This window comes from Thermus sp. (assembly GCF_056332225.1).
On the sequence record NZ_JBWGQW010000007.1, the window covers coordinates 14813 to 29129 of the forward strand.

A 14317-nucleotide genomic window follows, 5' to 3' on the forward strand; every position below is an offset into this window, starting at 1 on the left:
GACAAATGTACTTCCCACAGGCTCTTGGGCTACAAAGCTTTTCTTGACGCCCTTACCCCCATTTCCCGGGGTTTAAACTGAGGACATGAGGCGTTTGGCGGTTTTCCTTCCCCTGGCTCTCCCCGCTCTGGCCCAGGTGGCGGTCTTCCCCGGTTGGGTCCGCCTGGTGCCCCCCGTGGTGCCGGACACCACGGCCTACCTCACCGTGGAAAACCGGGGCAAGGTACCCTTGCGCCTGGTGGGGGCGGAAACCCCTGTTGCCCGCCGGGTCTCCCTGCACCGGGACTACCGGGAAGACCGAGGAGGGCAGGTGGTCTTGGGCATGCGTCCCCTCCCCTACGTGGAAATCCCCCCAAAGACTCGGGTGGCCTTCCGGCCCGGGGGCTACCACCTCATGCTGGAAGGGCTCAAGGCTCCCCTCAAGGCAGGGGAAAAGGTGGAGCTCACCCTCCGCTTTCAGGACGGCACCCAGATTAGGGTGAGTCTACCCGTGGAGATGCGATGAAGCGCTTTTTGCCCCTCTTCTCTTCCTCGGCCTCCTCGCCCTCGGGTACCTCCTCCTCCCCAAGGGCCATGCCTTCTACGGCACGAGGCTCCTCAACCCCAAGCCCGTGGACTTCGCCCTGGAGGGCCCCGAAGGCCCCGTGCGCCTCTCCCAGTTCCGGGACAAGGTGGTCCTCCTCTTCTTCGGCTACACCCACTGCCCCGACGTCTGCCCCACCACCCTGCTCGCCCTCAAGCGGGCCTACGAGAAGCTTCCCCCGAAGGCCCAGGAGCGGGTCCAGGTGATCTTCGTGAGCGTGGACCCCGAGCGGGACACCCCAAAGATCGCCGACCGCTACGCCAAGGCCTTCCACCCCCGCTTTCTCGGGCTTTCGGGAAGCCCTGAGGCCATTCGGGAGGTGGCCCAGGCCTTCGGCGTCTACTACCAGAAAACCCAGTACCGGGGCCCGGGGGAATACCTGGTGGACCACACCGCCACCACCTTCCTGGTCAAGGAGGGGAGGCTTGTTCTCCTCTATAGCCCCGACAAGGTGGAGGCCACGGACAAGGTGGTGGCGGACCTGAAGGCCCTCCTGTAAGATGGGGCCATGGACCCCAAAGCCTTCCTGGAAAAGGCCAAGGAGCTCGCCCGCTCCGCCGCGGGAGAGGCGGAGAAGAGGCTTGCGGAGCTCAAGGAGAGGCTAGACCGGGACGCGGACGGCCGCCCCGACCTCTTGGAAAAGGCCCTGCGGGAGGCGGAAAAGGCCCTGGAGGAGGCCCGGGCCCGCTTCGCCGAGCTGGACCAGGACAAAGACGGCCTGCCCGACAGGCTCAAGGACCTCTCCGAAGCCGCCAAAAGGGCGGCCGAGGCCGCCAAGGCCAAGGCCGAGGAGGCCGCCCGTCTTTTCCGGGAGCGCCTGGGGGGCAGGTAAAAAAGACCCGCAGGGCCGCCAGAGCGAGCCCTTAGCCAAGGGCCACGTCCAGGGCCATCATCACGGCGAAGCCCGTCATGACCCCGAAGGTGGCGGTATCCCCGTTCCCCTCCGCCTGGCTTTCCGGGATCACCTCCTCCACCACCACGAAGACCATGGCCCCCGCCGCCATGGCCATGAGGTAGGGGAGAAGGGCCATCATCTGGGCCACGAGGAGGGCCCCGAGCACCGCGCCCAGGGGCTCCACGATGGCGGAAAGCTGCCCGTAGAACCAGGCGAGGCCCGCCCCGATCCCCACCCGCCGCAAGGGCCAGGCGATGGCGAGCCCCTCGGGGAGGTTCTGGAGGCCGATGCCCAAGGCGAGGGCGATGGCCCCGCCCAGGGTGGCCGTCCCCGTGGGGTCTAGCCCTGCGGCCCCGAAGGCCACCCCCACGGCCAGGCCCTCGGGGAAGTTGTGCAGGGTGATGGCGAGGACGAGGAGGGTGGTGCGGCGCCAGAGGGTCTTGAGCCCCTCGGGGGCCTCCTTGGGGCCCAGGTGGAGGTGGGGCAGGTAGCGGTCCAGGAGCCGAAGGAGCCCACCGCCCAGGAGAAACCCCACCACCGCCGGGAAAAGGGGGTTTTTCCCCTGGGCCTCCGCCATCTCCATGCCCGGGACGAGGAGGGAGAAGACGCTGGCCGCGAGCATCACCCCGGCGGCGAAGCCCAGCATGGCGTCCAGAAGCTTGCGGCTCGGCTCCCTTGCGAAGAAGACGCTCGCCGCCCCTACCGCCGTGAGGCCCCAGGTGAAGAGGCCGCCTAATAGGGCGTAGAGGAGAAAGGGCTCCATGTCCCCCCAGTTTAGGTTAACCTAAAACCGGGGTCAAGGGCTGGGTGCGCTATCCTGAAAGCAGGTATGCTGGATAAGCTTGAACGCCTAGAGGAAGAGTACCGGGAGCTGGAGGCGCTCCTTTCCGACCCGGAGGTGCTGAAGGACAAGGGGCGCTACCAGAGCCTATCCCGCCGCTACGCCGAGATGGGGGAGGTGATCGGCCTCATCCGGGAGTACCGCAAGGTCCTCCAGGACCTCGAGGAGGCGGAAAGCCTCCTTGACGACCCCGAGCTTAAGGAGATGGCCAAGGCGGAGCGGGAGGCCCTCCTCGCCCGCAAGGAGGCCCTGGAGAAGGAGCTGGAGCGCCACCTCCTGCCCAAGGACCCCATGGACGAAAGGGACGCCATCGTGGAGATCCGCGCGGGGACGGGAGGGGAGGAGGCCGCCCTCTTCGCCCGCGACCTTTTGGAGATGTACCTCCGCTTCGCCGAGGAGATGGGCTTTGAAACGGAGGTCCTGGACTCCCACCCCACGGACCTCGGGGGCTTCTCCAAGGTGGTCTTTGAGGTCCGGGGCCCTGGGGCCTACGGCACCTTCAAGTACGAGAGCGGGGTCCACCGGGTGCAGCGGGTCCCGGCCACGGAAACCCAGGGCCGCATCCACACCTCCACGGCCACGGTGGCGGTCCTCCCCAAGGCGGAGGAGGAGGACTTTGCGCTCAACATGGACGAGATCCGCATTGACGTGATGCGGGCCTCGGGGCCTGGGGGGCAGGGGGTGAACACCACGGACTCGGCGGTGCGGGTGGTCCACCTCCCCACGGGGATCATGGTCACCTGCCAGGACTCCCGGAGCCAGATCAAGAACCGGGAGAAGGCCCTCATGATCCTCCGTAGCCGCCTTCTGGAGATGAAGCGGGCCGAGGAGGCGGAAAAGCTCCGCCAGACCCGCCTCGCCCAGATCGGCACCGGGGAGCGCTCGGAGAAGATCCGCACCTACAACTTCCCCCAGTCCCGGGTCACGGACCACCGCATCGGCTTCACCACCCACGACCTCGAGGGCGTCCTCTCGGGACGCCTCCAGCCCCTTTTGGAAGCCCTCAAGCGGGCGGACCAGGAGCGCCAGCTGGAGGCCTTGACGGAAGCGTGATGCGCCGGGAGATCCTGGTGGTGGCCGCCATCCTCCTGGACCGCCAGGGGCGGGTGCTTCTCGTGGGGAACGACTGGAGCCGAAGGGGCCAGGTGCGCTACACCCTCCCCGGGGGCACCGTGGAGCCCGGGGAAACGGCCCTGGAGGCCCTGGTGCGGGAGGTGCGGGAGGAGACGGGCCTAAGGATCAAGGCCGTGGACCACCTGGCTTACGTCATCCAGGTGGAGGACCGCCGCAAAAACGAGCGCACCCTGGCCATGGCCTTCCGGGCGAGCTACGAGGGGCTTTTAAACCCCAAGGACCCCGACGGCCACATCGTGGAGGCCCGTTTCTTCACCCCGGAGGAGGCCGCCCAAAGGCTGGCCAACCACCGCCCCCTCCAAGAACCCCTGCTGGACTACCTGAGAGGGGAGCGGGGGCGCTTCTACGCCTACCCGGGGTGGGGCCCCCCGGGGGTGCGGGTTTAGGGGCCGAGCTTGCGCTTGAGGTAGGCTACAAGCTCCTCCAGGGTCCTGCGGAGCGCCCTTTGCTCCTCGGCCAGGGCCTCGAGGGGGTCTTTGGCGGGCTCCAGACCCGCAAAGGTCTTGAAAAGCAGGGTGGCGTTGCCGCACCTGGGGCAGGCCACCTCCGTGGGCCGGACCGAGGGCGCGTAAAAGACCCGGGTACCGCACCGGGGACAGAGGAGGTACTTGGCTCCCAGGGCCTCCCCCTTGCGCACCGCTTCTTCCAGCTCCATGGCCTCCTCCCGGGGGAAACCCAGGAAGTAGTCCTCCCCCACCTTAAGGGGGCCCAGGCTCTCCTCGGTGCTCCTTAGGTCCCCCCGCTTTCCCTCTGGCACCTCCCAGGTGAACCCGTTCCAGCGGAAGTGGCGGAGGTGCTTGCGCCCCTCCAGCTCCTCGATCTCCAGGATGAGCTGGAGGCTTGGGTCCTTGGGGTAGTAGTAGAGGCGCACCGCCTGGACCCCGGAGAGGGCCTTGGCGCGGGGGAAGGTATAGGTGAGGGGCCCTTCCCCCTTGGCGGGGTAGCCCACCAGCCGCTCCACGTCGTAGATGGTGAGGCCAGGGCGGCTCACGTCCCCAAAGAGGAGGCGCTCCACGTACCGGAAGGCGGCCTCGAGGCCGGGATCCATGAATCAAAGTCTACCCCGGGGTCCGCCTCCGGGGTAGCGAGGCCCTAGGGCCAGGTGACGCAGTAGGGCTTGAGCAACGCGTACTTCCCGCCCCCGTACCGGGAGAGCATGGCCTCCTGCACCCCCTTCTCGGGTCAGAGGTAGTCCACCACCAAAGGCGCGTCCTCGTTCTCCGCCCCGCCCAGGTTCCACGGCCCCGCCTCCTTGCCCACGGGCCGGAAGTGGTCGGGGCCGTAGCCGTCCTGGCTGCCCACCAGCACGTAGAGGCAGACCCTCTGTCCCGGGGCGGGGTTGAAGTACCTCTTCTCCAGCTGGACGATCACCTGCTTGTCCGCGGGGTTGCTCCCCACCACGATCCCGTCGGCGGTGTCCGTGCCTTCGGGGCGGAGGCCCCCGTGCCCCCCCAGTACCAGAGAGCCTTCTAAGTGCCCCTGGCCCGCTAAGTACCCCACTGCGGCTTTTGCCGCGGTAGGGGCCCCAAAAGAGCTTTCCCAAAGCCCAAGCTCGGGCATCCCATGTTGCAAAGCCAAGGTGCGGGCACTTAACCTCCCCGGAGGAGGTCCAGAAGGGCCTTCCGGTAGGCCTCGTGGGCCGCCCGGCCCTCCGGCGTGAGGGCCACCCAGGTCAAGGATCGGCGCCCGCCCCTTTCCGTTAAACTCTCCCCATGAAGGCCGTAAGGGTCTACCAGGTGGGCGGTCCGGAGGTCTTGAGGCTGGAAGAGCTTCCCCTCCCCAAGCCCGGGCCCGGGGAGGTCCTGGTGAGGCTTTCCGCCATCGGGGTCAACTACATTGACACCTACAAGCGGAAGGGCCTCTACCCCATGCCCCTCCCCTTCACCCTGGGCGAGGAGGGGGCCGGGGTGGTGGAGGAGGTGGGGGAAGGCGTGGTGGGGGTGAGGCCGGGAGACCGGGTGGCCTTCGCCAACGTGCAAGGTTCCTACGCCGAGTACCAGGTGGTCCCGGCGGAGAGGCTCGTCCCTGTCCCCGAGGGGCTGGACCCGAAGCTCGCCGCCGCGGCCCTCCTTCAGGGGATGACGGTCCACTACCTCCTCAAGAGCACCTACCCCGTGGCCCCCGGGGACCAGGTCCTGGTGCACGCCGGGGCCGGGGGGGTGGGGCACCTCCTCATCCAGTGGGCGAGGCGCCTGGGGGCCACGGTCTACGCCACCGCGAGCACCCCTGAGAAGCGGAGGCTCTGCCTCGAGGCCGGGGCCCACTACGCCCTGCCCTACGAGGGCTTCGCCGAGGCGGTGAAGGCCCTTTCGGGGGGCGGGGTGGACGTGGTCTACGACGGGGTGGGGAAGGACACCTTTGAGGGGAGCCTCGAGGCCCTCCGCCCCCGGGGGATGCTCGTCCTCTTCGGCCAGTCCTCGGGGCCCGTGCCCCCTTTGGACCCCCAGGTCCTGAACCGCAAGGGAAGCCTCTTCCTCACCCGCCCCACCCTCCACCACTACACCGCAAGCCGCAAGGAGCTCCTTTGGCGCGCCGGGGAGGTCTTCCAGGCGGCGAAGGAGGGGTGGCTCAAGGTGCGCATCGGGGCGGAGTTTCCCCTGGAGAAGGCCAAGGAGGCCCACGAGGCCCTGGAGGGGAGGAGGACCACGGGCAAGGTCCTCCTAATCCCCTAGGAAGCGCCCCTTCCAGGCCCGAAGCCCCTCCTCGGGAAGCCCCGCCCCCCGCACGGTGCAGGCCAGGGCGGAGAGGGCCACCGCCCCCCTTAGGGCCGCCTCCAGGTCCTCCCGGGCAAGGGCCCGGAGGCTTTCCCGGCCGTAGCCCCGCCGGAGGAGGAGGGCGAGGAGCCCCGCGGTGAAGGTGTCCCCCGCCCCCACGGTGTCCACCACCTCCACCCTCTCCCCCGGCACCCGCACCTCCTCCTCCCCCAGGAAGGCCACGGCCCCCTCGGGGCCCAGGGTGAGGACCTTGAGGGGAAGGGGAAGGCGCCTTACCCCTTCCACGGGGCCCTCGGGGAAGAGGAGCCTGGCGTCTTCCAGGGAGAGCTTGAGGAGCTGGACGCGGGGGAGGTAGCCCGCCACCACCCTCCTTTCCGCCTCGCCCACGGGGGGGCGCAGGTTAGGGTCGTAGGAGACCAAAGCCCCCTCCCCCTCGGCCTCCCTGAGGAGGGCCCCAAGGCCCTCCTGGGCCCGGGGGTCCAGGGCGAGGAGGGAGCCGAAGTGGAAGGCCCTCGCCCCCCGTAGCGCCCCCTCCTCGGCGCGGAAGGGGGCCTGGAAGGGGCGGTGGAAGCTGTATTGGGCGTTTCCCGCGGCGTCCAGGCGCACCAGGGCGAGGGGCATGGGGGCGGGGTGGCGGAAAAGCCAGGCCTTCAGGCCCCTCCTCTCCATCTCCTCTTCCGCCCAAAGGGAGAGCCAGTCCGTCCCCACCTCCGAGAGGAAGCGCACGGGAAACCCGAGCCGGGCGAGGGTGCTCGCCGCGTTCAGCACCGACCCCCCCAAGGCCCCCGCGAAGCGGAGTGGGTTTTCCCCCTCCAGCACCAGGTCCACCAGGGTTTCTCCCGCCAGGGCCAGCACGATGCCCCACTTTACACTCTCCCCGGGACCCCGTGGTATAATCCCCCTAAATCCAAGCGAGGACCCGGTTCCGTCGCGCGGCGATGTCTACCCTGAAGGAGGTGCGGAATGCTCGGAGGATACGCCCACAGGTTGGCCCGCATTGACCTCAGCGCGGGGAAGGTGGAGTACTTCGCCCCCGACCCCAAGGACCTGGAGATGTACGTGGGGGGAAGGGGCCTCGGGGTGAAGTACGTGTTTGAGAACGGCCCAAAGGTGGACCCCCTGGGCCCGGAGAACCTCCTCTGCATCATGAACGGCCCCCTCTCCGGCACCCGGGCCAAGATGTCGGGAAGGCTTGCCGTGGTCACCAAAAGCCCCCTCACGGGCACGGTCACCGACAGCCACATGGGGGGCTGGACCGCGGCCAAGCTCAAGTGGGCGGGGTTTGACGGCCTCCTCATCAAGGGGGCCGCGGAGAGGCCCGTCTACCTCCTGGTGAAGGACGGGGAGGTCTCCATCCACGACGCCTCCGACCTCTGGGGCAAGACCACCCACGAGGTCCACCGCATCCTCCGGGAGCGGCACGGGGAGGAGGCCGACGTGATGGCCATCGGCCCCGCCGGGGAGAACCTGGTGCGCTTCGCCAACTGGATCAACAACGATGAGCGGGCCGCGGGCCGGGGCGGCACCGGGGCGGTGGCGGGAAGCAAGAAGCTCAAGGCCATCGTGGTGGTGGGCCACCACGACAAGACGCCCCAGCCCAAGGACCCCGAGCTCTGGAAGGAGGCGGACCGCCTGGCCTCGGCCACCATCAACGACCCCAAGAACGTCACCGCTCCCAAGAAGGGCGGGCTTTCCCTCTTTGGCACCAACGTCCTCATGAACATCACCAACGTCATGGGGGCCCTGCCCACCTACAACGCCCAGCACACCTGCATTGAGGGGGCGGAGAAGATCTCCGGGGAGTACATCCGCGAGCACCGCCTGGTCAAGGACAACACCTGCCACGCCTGCCCCGTGGCCTGCAAGAAGATGGTGGAGGTCCACATCAACGGCAAGGCCATCCGCTTTGAGTCCTACGAGTACGAGTCCGCCTGGGCCCTCGGGGCCCATGCGGGCCACACGGACACCGACTGGACGGGCTACGCCATCTACCTCTGCAACGCCTACGGCATGGACACCATTGAGGCGGGGAACGCCATCGCCGTCCTCATGGAGGCCACGGAGAAGGGCTACTACCAGGGCCCGGACGGGATCCGCTTCGGGGACAAGGAGGGGGAGGTTAGGGTCCTCGAGGCCATCGCCCACCGCAAGGGCGTGGGGGACATGCTGGCGGAGGGCCCGGCCCGCTTCGCCAAGGCCATCGGCCACCCGGAGATTGCCCTGGAGGTCAAGGGCCAGTCCATCCCCGCCTACGACCCCCGGGGCCTCAAGGGCATGGGCATCGCCTACGCCACCTCCAACCGGGGGGCCTGCCACCTCCGGGCCTACACCCCGGCCTCGGAGATCCTGGGCGTGCCCTACAAGACCGACCCCCTGGCCTGGGAGGGGAAGGGCAAGCTCACCAAGCTCTTCCAGGACCTCTCGGCCTTCACCGACTCCCTGGACCTTTGCAAGTTCAGCCAGTTCGCCGAAGGCCCCGAGGAGTACGCCAAGCAGCTTGCCGCCTACTGGGGCCGCCCCGTGACCCCCGAGGAGATCCTGCGCATCGGCGAGCGCATCTACAACCTGGAGCGCTACTACAACAACCTGGCGGGCTTTGCCGAGGGCTCGGACTACCTGCCCGAGCGCTTCCTCAAGGAGCCCTCCGACTGCGCGGGCTCCAAGGGGCAGGTCACCGAGCTGGACCTGATGCTGGAGGAGTACTACCGGGAGCGGGGCTGGGAAAAGGGCGTGGTGCCCCCCGCCAAGCTCCAGGAGCTCGGCATCCTCTCCCAGGCGGCGGACGACTAACACCACCCCATGCTGGCTTGGGGGCCCCGGAAAAGAAGGCCCAAAGAGGCCTTGGCTTAGGCGAAGGATTCGCGTCAAAAGGGTATAGGGCAAGGCCCCGGCCCCTAGGCCGGGGTTTTCCCGTAGACTTCTCCTATGCCCAAGGTGAACCTCTACGCCACCTTCCGCGGCCTTACCGGGAAGAGCCAGCTCGTGGTGCCGGGAGCCACCGTGGGGGAGGTGCTCGCCCGCCTGGTGGAGGCCTATCCCGCCCTAAAAGGGGAGCTCTTTGAGGGGGAGGAGCTTGCGGAGCGGGTTTCGGTTTTCCTGGAGGGCCGGGACGTGCGCTACCTCCAGGGCCTTTCCACCCCCCTCTCCCCCGAGGCCACCCTGGACCTCTTCCCCCCGGTGGCGGGCGGGCTTGCCCAGACCTTCGGGGCGCTTCCTTCCTGGCTTCTGGAGCGCTACTTGGAGGAATGGGGCGGGGTTAAGGAGGGAGAAGGGGTCTACCGCCTTCCCGGGGCCCGGGTGCGCTTCCGGGAGGTGGAGCCCCTCCGGGTAGGGAGCCTCGCCATCCCCCAGCTTTTGGTGGAGGTGGAAGGGGAGGCGGCGGAGGCCTGGTTTAACCGCATCGCCTTCGCCGCGAGCCGGGGCGGGGGCTAAGTACCCCAAAAGAGCAGCCCAAGCTCGGGCATCCCATGTTGTAAAGCCAAACCCCTTCTTCGGCTTGGGCGAAAGAGCGAGAAAGGCCCGGGAAGGGCGCTACCGAGGCGGCACCCAGGGCTCCCCGCGGAAGAACCCGTAGACCAGGCGGCCCACCACCCCGCCCAAAAGGACGAGCCCCAGGAGGTTGGGAATGGCCATGAGGCCGTTCAGGGTGTCGGAGACCGCCAGGAAGGCCTCGAGGCCCCCCAAAGGACCCACGAAGGCCAAGGTGGCGAAGGCGAGGCGGTAGGGCCAGCGGATCCCTTCCCCGAAGAGGAAGGCCGCGGCCTCCTCCCCGTAAAACCCCCAGGAGACCATGGTCCCGAGGGCGAAGACCGCCACGGTGAGGGCCAGGATCGCCCCGCCCAAGGGGTGCGCCTGGAAGAGGGCCTGGGCGGCCTCGGCGGCGCTTCCCCCCTTCTGCCAAAGCCCGGAGGCGACGAAGGTGAGGGCGGTGAGGGAGGTCACCAGGAAGCTCACGAACATCTCCGTGACCCCCCAGAAGCCCTGGCGCACGGGGTGGTCCACCTGGGCCTGGGCGTGGGCGATGGGGGCCGAACCGAGGCCCGCCTCGTTGGCGAAGATGCCCCGGCCAAGCCCGGCGTTGAGGGCGGCGAAGAGGCTGTAGCCCGCCGCTCCCCCCAGGGCGGCCTCCGGGCTGAAGGCGGCCTGGAGGACGAGGGCCAAGGCCTCGGGGATCCGGGCCCCGTAAAGAACCACGAGGGGCCCCACCGCCACCAGGAAGAGGAGGAGCTTCAGGGGCACCACCACCTGGGCGAACCGGGCCACCCACACGATCCCTCCCCCCAGGACCACCCCCACCAGGAGGGCCAGGAAGAGGCCCACCAGGGCGGGAGGCGCCCCCAGGGGAGCGAGGGCCCCCCCCACGGCCCCGGCCTGGGAAAGGTTGCCGATGCCGAAGGCGGCTAGGGCGGCGAAGAGGGCGAAGAGGTGGCCCAGGAAGCGGAGGCGGGGAAGCCCCCGGGAAAGGTAGTACATGGGCCCCCCGGAGACGGAGCCGTCGGCGAAGCGGCGGCGGAAGTGGACGGCCAAGGTGGCCTCGGCGAACTTGGTCCCGGTGCCGAAGAAGTAGCCCACCCACATCCAGAAGACGGCCCCCGGTCCCCCGAGGAGCACCGCCGCCAGCATGCCCAGGAGGTGCCCGGTACCCAAGGTGGCCGAAAGGGCCACCATGGTGGCCTGGAAGGGGGTGATCTGGCCGCCGAAGCCAAAGGCCCGCTCGCGGATGGCCCCAAAGGTTTCGGCGAAGGAAACCCGGAGCATCCGGAGGGGGGCTTGGAACCAGCGGATCTGGAATATAACCAGATAAGCCCCCACCAGGAGGTAGACCAGCTTCATGGGGAAGCCATAAACGATCCGGTTAAGATACTCGTTCAGGGCCAGGATGTCCATACCTACACCTCCGGCACCGCCTCCACCTTATCCCCCCGGCGGAGGCGGAGGCGCTTTAAGTCCTCCTCCAGAAGCCCGAGCCGCCCGGGAATGTTGGGCCTGGGACGCACCTCCATCGCCGCCTCCCGCCCCAGAAGGCGCAGGCGGAAGCCGTGGCGGATGGCCCGGGCCCACTCCGCGTACAGCGCCTCGTCCACGTAGGCCACCCCGGAGCCTGGACCGTAGATGGGAAGGACCAGGAGGGAAACCGGGGGCACCTCCACCCGGGGGACGGCCTCGAGGGCCTGCACCTGCAAGAGGGTGTGCAGGAACCGGGCCAGGCGCAAGACCCCCGGGGCCGTGAGGACTTGGGCGATGGTTTTCCCCTCCACCTGGGCCAGCAACCGGAGGGTCTCTGGAGAAAGCTCCGCCTCCCCACCCTTAGGGTTCAGGCGAAGAACATAGCCCCAGTCGCTGGGCAGGCTGAGCCCTTGCCACGCCGCCTGGGCCTCGGCGAGGCGGGCGGGTACGGCGAGCCCGCCCAGGAGGGTGGTATGGGGGGGAAGGGCCTCGGGCTCAAAGGTGAAGGGAGCCCGCCTGAGGCCCACCAGGAGGTCCAAGGCCTCTTCCCCCTCCAAGGAGCGCTCCCCCGCCTGGACCCTGGCGTGGACCACCTGGCCTCCCCGGAGGTAGACCTCCGCCTCCAGAAAGGGGGGCTTGAGGACAAGCCGCCCGGTGCGCCCGGCACTCATGAGGGCGCCTACCAGGGAGGGGAAGGGAAACTCCGCGAGGTTGCCCGCAAGCATTCCCCCCCGTTTTACCACGCTCCTCCCTTGGCGTCCAGGAGGGGTATGCTGGGGCATGCGCCTTCTCCTCCTCCACGGGTTCACCTCCCACCCCGTCCTCACCCTGGGCCCCCTGCCGGAAAGGCTTAAGGAGGCGGGCTTTGCCGTGAGCCAGCCCGCCCTTCCTGGCCACGGCACGAGCCCTGAGGACCTCCTTAGGGTGCGCTTTCAGGACTGGCTCTTGGCGGCGGAAAGAGCCTACCTGGGGCTCCCCGAGCCCCGGGGAGTGGTGGGGCTCTCCATGGGGGGGCTCCTCGCCGCCCACCTCGCCGCCCGCCATCCCACCCAGGCCCTCGTGGCCCTGGCCCCCGCCTTCGCCCTGAAAAACCCCTTGGCGCCCCTGGCCCCCTACCTCTCCTGGCTCATCCCCCGCTTTCCTGGTCCTCGCTCCATAGAGGACCCCGAGCTCCGGAAAGGCAACCCCAACTACCCCTACTTTCCCACCCGGGCGGTGGGGGAGCTCCTCGCCCTCATGCGGAAGACCCCGGAGGTCCTGCCCCGGGTGCGGGCGCGGGCCTTGGTGGTGGAGGCGGGAAAGGACCGGGTGGTGAAGGGGGTGCGCCGGTACTTTGAGCTTCTGGGGAGCGCCCCAAAGGACTACCTCGTCTTCCCGGAAAGCGGCCACGACCTCCTCCTGGACCGGGACCGGGAGGAGGTGGCCCGGGCGGTGCGGAACTGGCTAGTTGCGATTAGTAATCACTTGCAATAAACTGGAGGCCATGGACGCCCTGCCCGTCTCTCCCCTAAGCGTCTTCCTCTACGCCCTTCTCACCGCCATCGCCACGGGGTTAGGAGCCCTTCCCTTTCTCTTCACCCGGAAGGTCCTAAGCCGGCACCTGGGCCTGGCCAACGCCGCCGCCGCCGGGCTCATGCTGGCCGCGAGCTTCGGCCTGGTTTACGAGGGGGTGAACTACAGCCTGGGGCGGACCCTCTTGGGCGTGGGCCTTGGCCTCCTCTTCATCCTCCTCTCCCACCGCTACCTCCGGGGCCGGGACGTGAGCTTCGGCGCCCTAAACGGCCTGGACGCCCGCAAGGCCCTCCTGATCGTGGGCATCATGACCCTCCACTCCTTCGCCGAGGGGGTGGGGGTGGGGGTGGCCTTCGGGGGTGGGGAGGCCTTAGGGGTCTTCATCACCCTGGCCATCGCCGTGCACAACATTCCCGAGGGGCTCGCCATCAGCCTGGTGCTGATCCCGCGGGGGGTGAGCGTGCTCGGGGCCGCCCTGTGGAGCGTCTTCTCCAGCCTTCCCCAGCCCCTCATGGCCGTGCCCGCCTTCCTCTTCGTGGAGGCCTTCAAGCCCGCCCTGCCCGTGGGGCTCGGCTTCGCCGCCGGGGCCATGATCTGGATGGCGGTGGCCGAGATCCTCCCGGACGCCCTCAAAGAGGCCAGGGCCGAGGAGGTGGCCACGGTCCTCACCCTCTCCGCGGCCCTGATGGTGGCCTTCCAGATCCTCCTTGGGGGCTAAGCCAGACCCAGGGGAGGGGGGCCTCGAGGCGGAGGGCTTCCAGGGTGGGGCGCACCCGGAAGGCGAGGAGCGAGACCCCGGCCTCCAGGGCCTCCTGGGCCGCCTGGAGGAGGGCCCGGTCCTCGGGGTCCAGGGCGAAGGCCTGGGCCAGGGGGTGCTGCACCACCCAGACGGCGAAGGCCCCGTAGCCCTCCCGGGCGAGGCGGGCGAGGAGGCGGAGGTGCCGGGCGCCCCTTGCGGTAGGGGCATCGGGGAAGAGGGCGAGGCCCTCCTCCACCCGGTTGCAGTTCTTGGCCTCCAGGAAGGCCTCCTTTCCCCCAAGCCTCGCCCGGAAGTCCAGCCTCTCCCCCGCCACGGGGACTTCCCTTTTCAGGGCCTCCAGGGGCCCGAAGAAGCCCTCTTGCAGGAGGGCCTCGAGGACCCGGGCGGCCAGGGAGGCGTCCACCCCCACCAGGACGCCTTCCCGCTCCACCAGGTAGAGGCGCCCCAGGGTCTTGGGGGTGGGCCTAGGGTGGTAGTGGCACGGGGTGCCGGGCAGGAGGAGCTCGGCCATGCGGCCGCTGTTGGGAAGGTGCAAAGGCCCCACGTCCGCCTCCACCAGGAAGCGGTTCCGCCGCCTCAGGAGGCGGCAAGGGGAAAGAGGGGGTAAGGGCACCACGGCCAAGGAAAAGGCCCGGGAAGCCCCGGGCGCTTGGCGGAGAGGGCGGGATTCGAACCCGCGGCACCGGTTTTCCCGGTGCAACACCTTAGCAGGGTGCCGCCTTAGACCACTCGGCCACCTCTCCAAGCCTCTGGCGGAGGGTGAGGGATTCGAACCCCCGGTGGGGAAGACCCCACAGCGGTTTTCAAGACCGCCGCCTTCAACCGCTCGGCCAACCCTCCAAGGTATGGCCGCAAGCCTTACTATGGGGCAAGGCCCTCTCCCTGTCAAGGGCTTGTGGTTTTGTCTCCGCAAGTCCTCAACGGCGATGAG

17 protein-coding genes and 2 tRNA genes are annotated in these 14317 nt (G+C 68.9%); 10 read left to right on the top strand and 9 right to left on the bottom strand.

Features of this window, described 5'->3' with window-relative positions; translation table 11 throughout:
- Positions 1-85 precede the first annotated feature (85 nt).
- The 3 genes from AC01Y6_RS02590 (at position 86) to AC01Y6_RS02600 (ending at position 1415) form a co-directional block, all read left to right on the top strand.
- Positions 86-505 carry a copper chaperone PCu(A)C gene (locus tag AC01Y6_RS02590; RefSeq protein WP_428716632.1) on the top strand — a complete coding sequence of 140 codons (420 nt, stop codon included), beginning with the start codon at positions 86-88 and terminating at the stop codon, positions 503-505.
- A 106-nt stretch (positions 506-611) separates the two neighbouring features.
- Positions 612-1082, top strand: coding sequence for an SCO family protein (locus AC01Y6_RS02595; protein ID WP_476670094.1), 471 nt, complete (start codon positions 612-614; stop codon positions 1080-1082).
- A 9-nt stretch (positions 1083-1091) separates the two neighbouring features.
- A complete protein-coding gene (locus AC01Y6_RS02600) occupies positions 1092-1415 on the top strand; it encodes a dolichyl-phosphate-mannose-protein mannosyltransferase (RefSeq protein WP_428716630.1) in 324 nt (107 codons plus the stop codon).
- A 31-nt stretch (positions 1416-1446) separates the two neighbouring features.
- Here the strand turns inward: AC01Y6_RS02600 and AC01Y6_RS02605 are convergent, their stop codons facing one another.
- Complete coding sequence (locus AC01Y6_RS02605; protein ID WP_428716629.1) at positions 1447-2241, bottom strand: ZIP family metal transporter; 795 nt, start codon at positions 2239-2241, stop codon at positions 1447-1449.
- A 66-nt stretch (positions 2242-2307) separates the two neighbouring features.
- Between AC01Y6_RS02605 and prfA the strand changes: the two genes are divergently transcribed.
- Both prfA and AC01Y6_RS02615 read left to right on the top strand, forming a co-directional pair.
- Complete coding sequence (gene prfA, locus AC01Y6_RS02610) at positions 2308-3372, top strand: peptide chain release factor 1 (protein ID WP_347240526.1); 1065 nt, start codon at positions 2308-2310, stop codon at positions 3370-3372.
- Complete coding sequence (locus AC01Y6_RS02615) at positions 3372-3839, top strand: NUDIX hydrolase (RefSeq protein ID WP_347240527.1); 468 nt, start codon at positions 3372-3374, stop codon at positions 3837-3839. Before prfA ends, AC01Y6_RS02615 begins: the two co-directional genes overlap by 1 nt.
- Here the strand turns inward: AC01Y6_RS02615 and AC01Y6_RS02620 are convergent.
- Both AC01Y6_RS02620 and AC01Y6_RS02625 read right to left on the bottom strand, forming a co-directional pair.
- Positions 3836-4501, bottom strand: a complete 666-nt coding sequence (locus tag AC01Y6_RS02620; RefSeq protein WP_428721189.1) for a hypothetical protein — start codon at positions 4499-4501, stop codon at positions 3836-3838. The genes AC01Y6_RS02615 and AC01Y6_RS02620 overlap by 4 nt on opposite strands.
- A gap of 134 nt (positions 4502-4635) precedes the next feature.
- Positions 4636-4953 (bottom strand): glucodextranase DOMON-like domain-containing protein, encoded by a 318-nt coding sequence (locus AC01Y6_RS02625; protein WP_476670097.1) that lies wholly within the window; start codon positions 4951-4953, stop codon positions 4636-4638.
- A gap of 212 nt (positions 4954-5165) precedes the next feature.
- Between AC01Y6_RS02625 and AC01Y6_RS02630 the strand changes: the two genes are divergently transcribed.
- Complete coding sequence (locus AC01Y6_RS02630; protein ID WP_476670098.1) at positions 5166-6125, top strand: quinone oxidoreductase family protein; 960 nt, start codon at positions 5166-5168, stop codon at positions 6123-6125.
- Here the strand turns inward: AC01Y6_RS02630 and AC01Y6_RS02635 are convergent.
- The gene (locus tag AC01Y6_RS02635) at positions 6114-7022 is read right to left on the bottom strand and encodes a carbohydrate kinase family protein (RefSeq protein ID WP_476670099.1); all 909 of its coding nucleotides are present in this window, start codon (positions 7020-7022) and stop codon (positions 6114-6116) included. The genes AC01Y6_RS02630 and AC01Y6_RS02635 overlap by 12 nt on opposite strands.
- A 108-nt stretch (positions 7023-7130) precedes the next feature.
- On the opposite strand from AC01Y6_RS02635, the gene AC01Y6_RS02640 reads away from it, so the two are divergent.
- Together AC01Y6_RS02640 and AC01Y6_RS02645 are read left to right on the top strand one after the other, a co-directional pair.
- Positions 7131-8957, top strand: coding sequence for an aldehyde ferredoxin oxidoreductase family protein (locus AC01Y6_RS02640; protein ID WP_476670100.1), 1827 nt, complete (start codon positions 7131-7133; stop codon positions 8955-8957).
- A gap of 135 nt (positions 8958-9092) precedes the next feature.
- On the top strand, positions 9093-9599 hold the full coding sequence (locus tag AC01Y6_RS02645; RefSeq protein ID WP_476670101.1) for a ubiquitin-like small modifier protein 1: 507 nt from the start codon (positions 9093-9095) through the stop codon (positions 9597-9599).
- Between the two features lie 99 nt (positions 9600-9698).
- Here AC01Y6_RS02645 and AC01Y6_RS02650 read toward each other — a convergent pair whose 3' ends face one another.
- Positions 9699-11054, bottom strand: a complete 1356-nt coding sequence (locus AC01Y6_RS02650) for an alanine/glycine:cation symporter family protein (RefSeq protein WP_476670103.1) — start codon at positions 11052-11054, stop codon at positions 9699-9701.
- 2 nt (positions 11055-11056) lie between these two features.
- On the bottom strand, positions 11057-11839 hold the full coding sequence (locus AC01Y6_RS02655) for a DUF4388 domain-containing protein (RefSeq protein ID WP_476670105.1): 783 nt from the start codon (positions 11837-11839) through the stop codon (positions 11057-11059).
- 55 nt (positions 11840-11894) lie between these two features.
- On the opposite strand from AC01Y6_RS02655, the gene AC01Y6_RS02660 reads away from it, so the two are divergent.
- Both AC01Y6_RS02660 and AC01Y6_RS02665 read left to right on the top strand, forming a co-directional pair.
- Positions 11895-12587, top strand: coding sequence for an alpha/beta hydrolase (locus tag AC01Y6_RS02660; protein WP_347240538.1), 693 nt, complete (start codon positions 11895-11897; stop codon positions 12585-12587).
- A gap of 10 nt (positions 12588-12597) precedes the next feature.
- Positions 12598-13344 (top strand): ZIP family metal transporter, encoded by a 747-nt coding sequence (locus tag AC01Y6_RS02665; RefSeq protein ID WP_428721196.1) that lies wholly within the window; start codon positions 12598-12600, stop codon positions 13342-13344.
- Here the strand turns inward: AC01Y6_RS02665 and AC01Y6_RS02670 are convergent.
- The 3 genes from AC01Y6_RS02670 to AC01Y6_RS02680 form a co-directional block, all read right to left on the bottom strand.
- Positions 13292-14008, bottom strand: a complete 717-nt coding sequence (locus tag AC01Y6_RS02670) for a DNA/RNA nuclease SfsA (protein ID WP_428721197.1) — start codon at positions 14006-14008, stop codon at positions 13292-13294. The genes AC01Y6_RS02665 and AC01Y6_RS02670 overlap by 53 nt on opposite strands.
- A 28-nt stretch (positions 14009-14036) precedes the next feature.
- A tRNA-Ser gene (locus tag AC01Y6_RS02675) sits at positions 14037-14129 on the bottom strand.
- 7 nt (positions 14130-14136) lie between these two features.
- A tRNA-Ser gene (locus tag AC01Y6_RS02680) sits at positions 14137-14226 on the bottom strand.
- Between the last annotated feature and the right edge of the window lie 91 nt (positions 14227-14317).

Bases quoted from the DNA above. Each gene is read 5' to 3' on its own strand.
- AC01Y6_RS02650 (WP_476670103.1), bottom strand. From the start codon at position 11,054: ATGGACATCCTGGCCCTGAACGAGTATCTTAACCGGATCGTTTATGGC.
- AC01Y6_RS02630 (WP_476670098.1), top strand. From the start codon at position 5,166: ATGAAGGCCGTAAGGGTCTACCAGGTGGGCGGTCCGGAGGTCTTGAGG.
- AC01Y6_RS02645 (WP_476670101.1), top strand. From the start codon at position 9,093: ATGCCCAAGGTGAACCTCTACGCCACCTTCCGCGGCCTTACCGGGAAG.
- AC01Y6_RS02600 (WP_428716630.1), top strand. From the start codon at position 1,092: ATGGACCCCAAAGCCTTCCTGGAAAAGGCCAAGGAGCTCGCCCGCTCC.
- AC01Y6_RS02660 (WP_347240538.1), top strand. From the start codon at position 11,895: ATGCGCCTTCTCCTCCTCCACGGGTTCACCTCCCACCCCGTCCTCACC.
- AC01Y6_RS02620 (WP_428721189.1), bottom strand. From the start codon at position 4,501: ATGGATCCCGGCCTCGAGGCCGCCTTCCGGTACGTGGAGCGCCTCCTC.
- AC01Y6_RS02640 (WP_476670100.1), top strand. From the start codon at position 7,131: ATGCTCGGAGGATACGCCCACAGGTTGGCCCGCATTGACCTCAGCGCG.
- AC01Y6_RS02655 (WP_476670105.1), bottom strand. From the start codon at position 11,839: ATGCTTGCGGGCAACCTCGCGGAGTTTCCCTTCCCCTCCCTGGTAGGC.
- AC01Y6_RS02590 (WP_428716632.1), top strand. From the start codon at position 86: ATGAGGCGTTTGGCGGTTTTCCTTCCCCTGGCTCTCCCCGCTCTGGCC.
- AC01Y6_RS02605 (WP_428716629.1), bottom strand. From the start codon at position 2,241: ATGGAGCCCTTTCTCCTCTACGCCCTATTAGGCGGCCTCTTCACCTGG.
- prfA (WP_347240526.1), top strand. From the start codon at position 2,308: ATGCTGGATAAGCTTGAACGCCTAGAGGAAGAGTACCGGGAGCTGGAG.
- AC01Y6_RS02665 (WP_428721196.1), top strand. From the start codon at position 12,598: ATGGACGCCCTGCCCGTCTCTCCCCTAAGCGTCTTCCTCTACGCCCTT.
- AC01Y6_RS02615 (WP_347240527.1), top strand. From the start codon at position 3,372: ATGCGCCGGGAGATCCTGGTGGTGGCCGCCATCCTCCTGGACCGCCAG.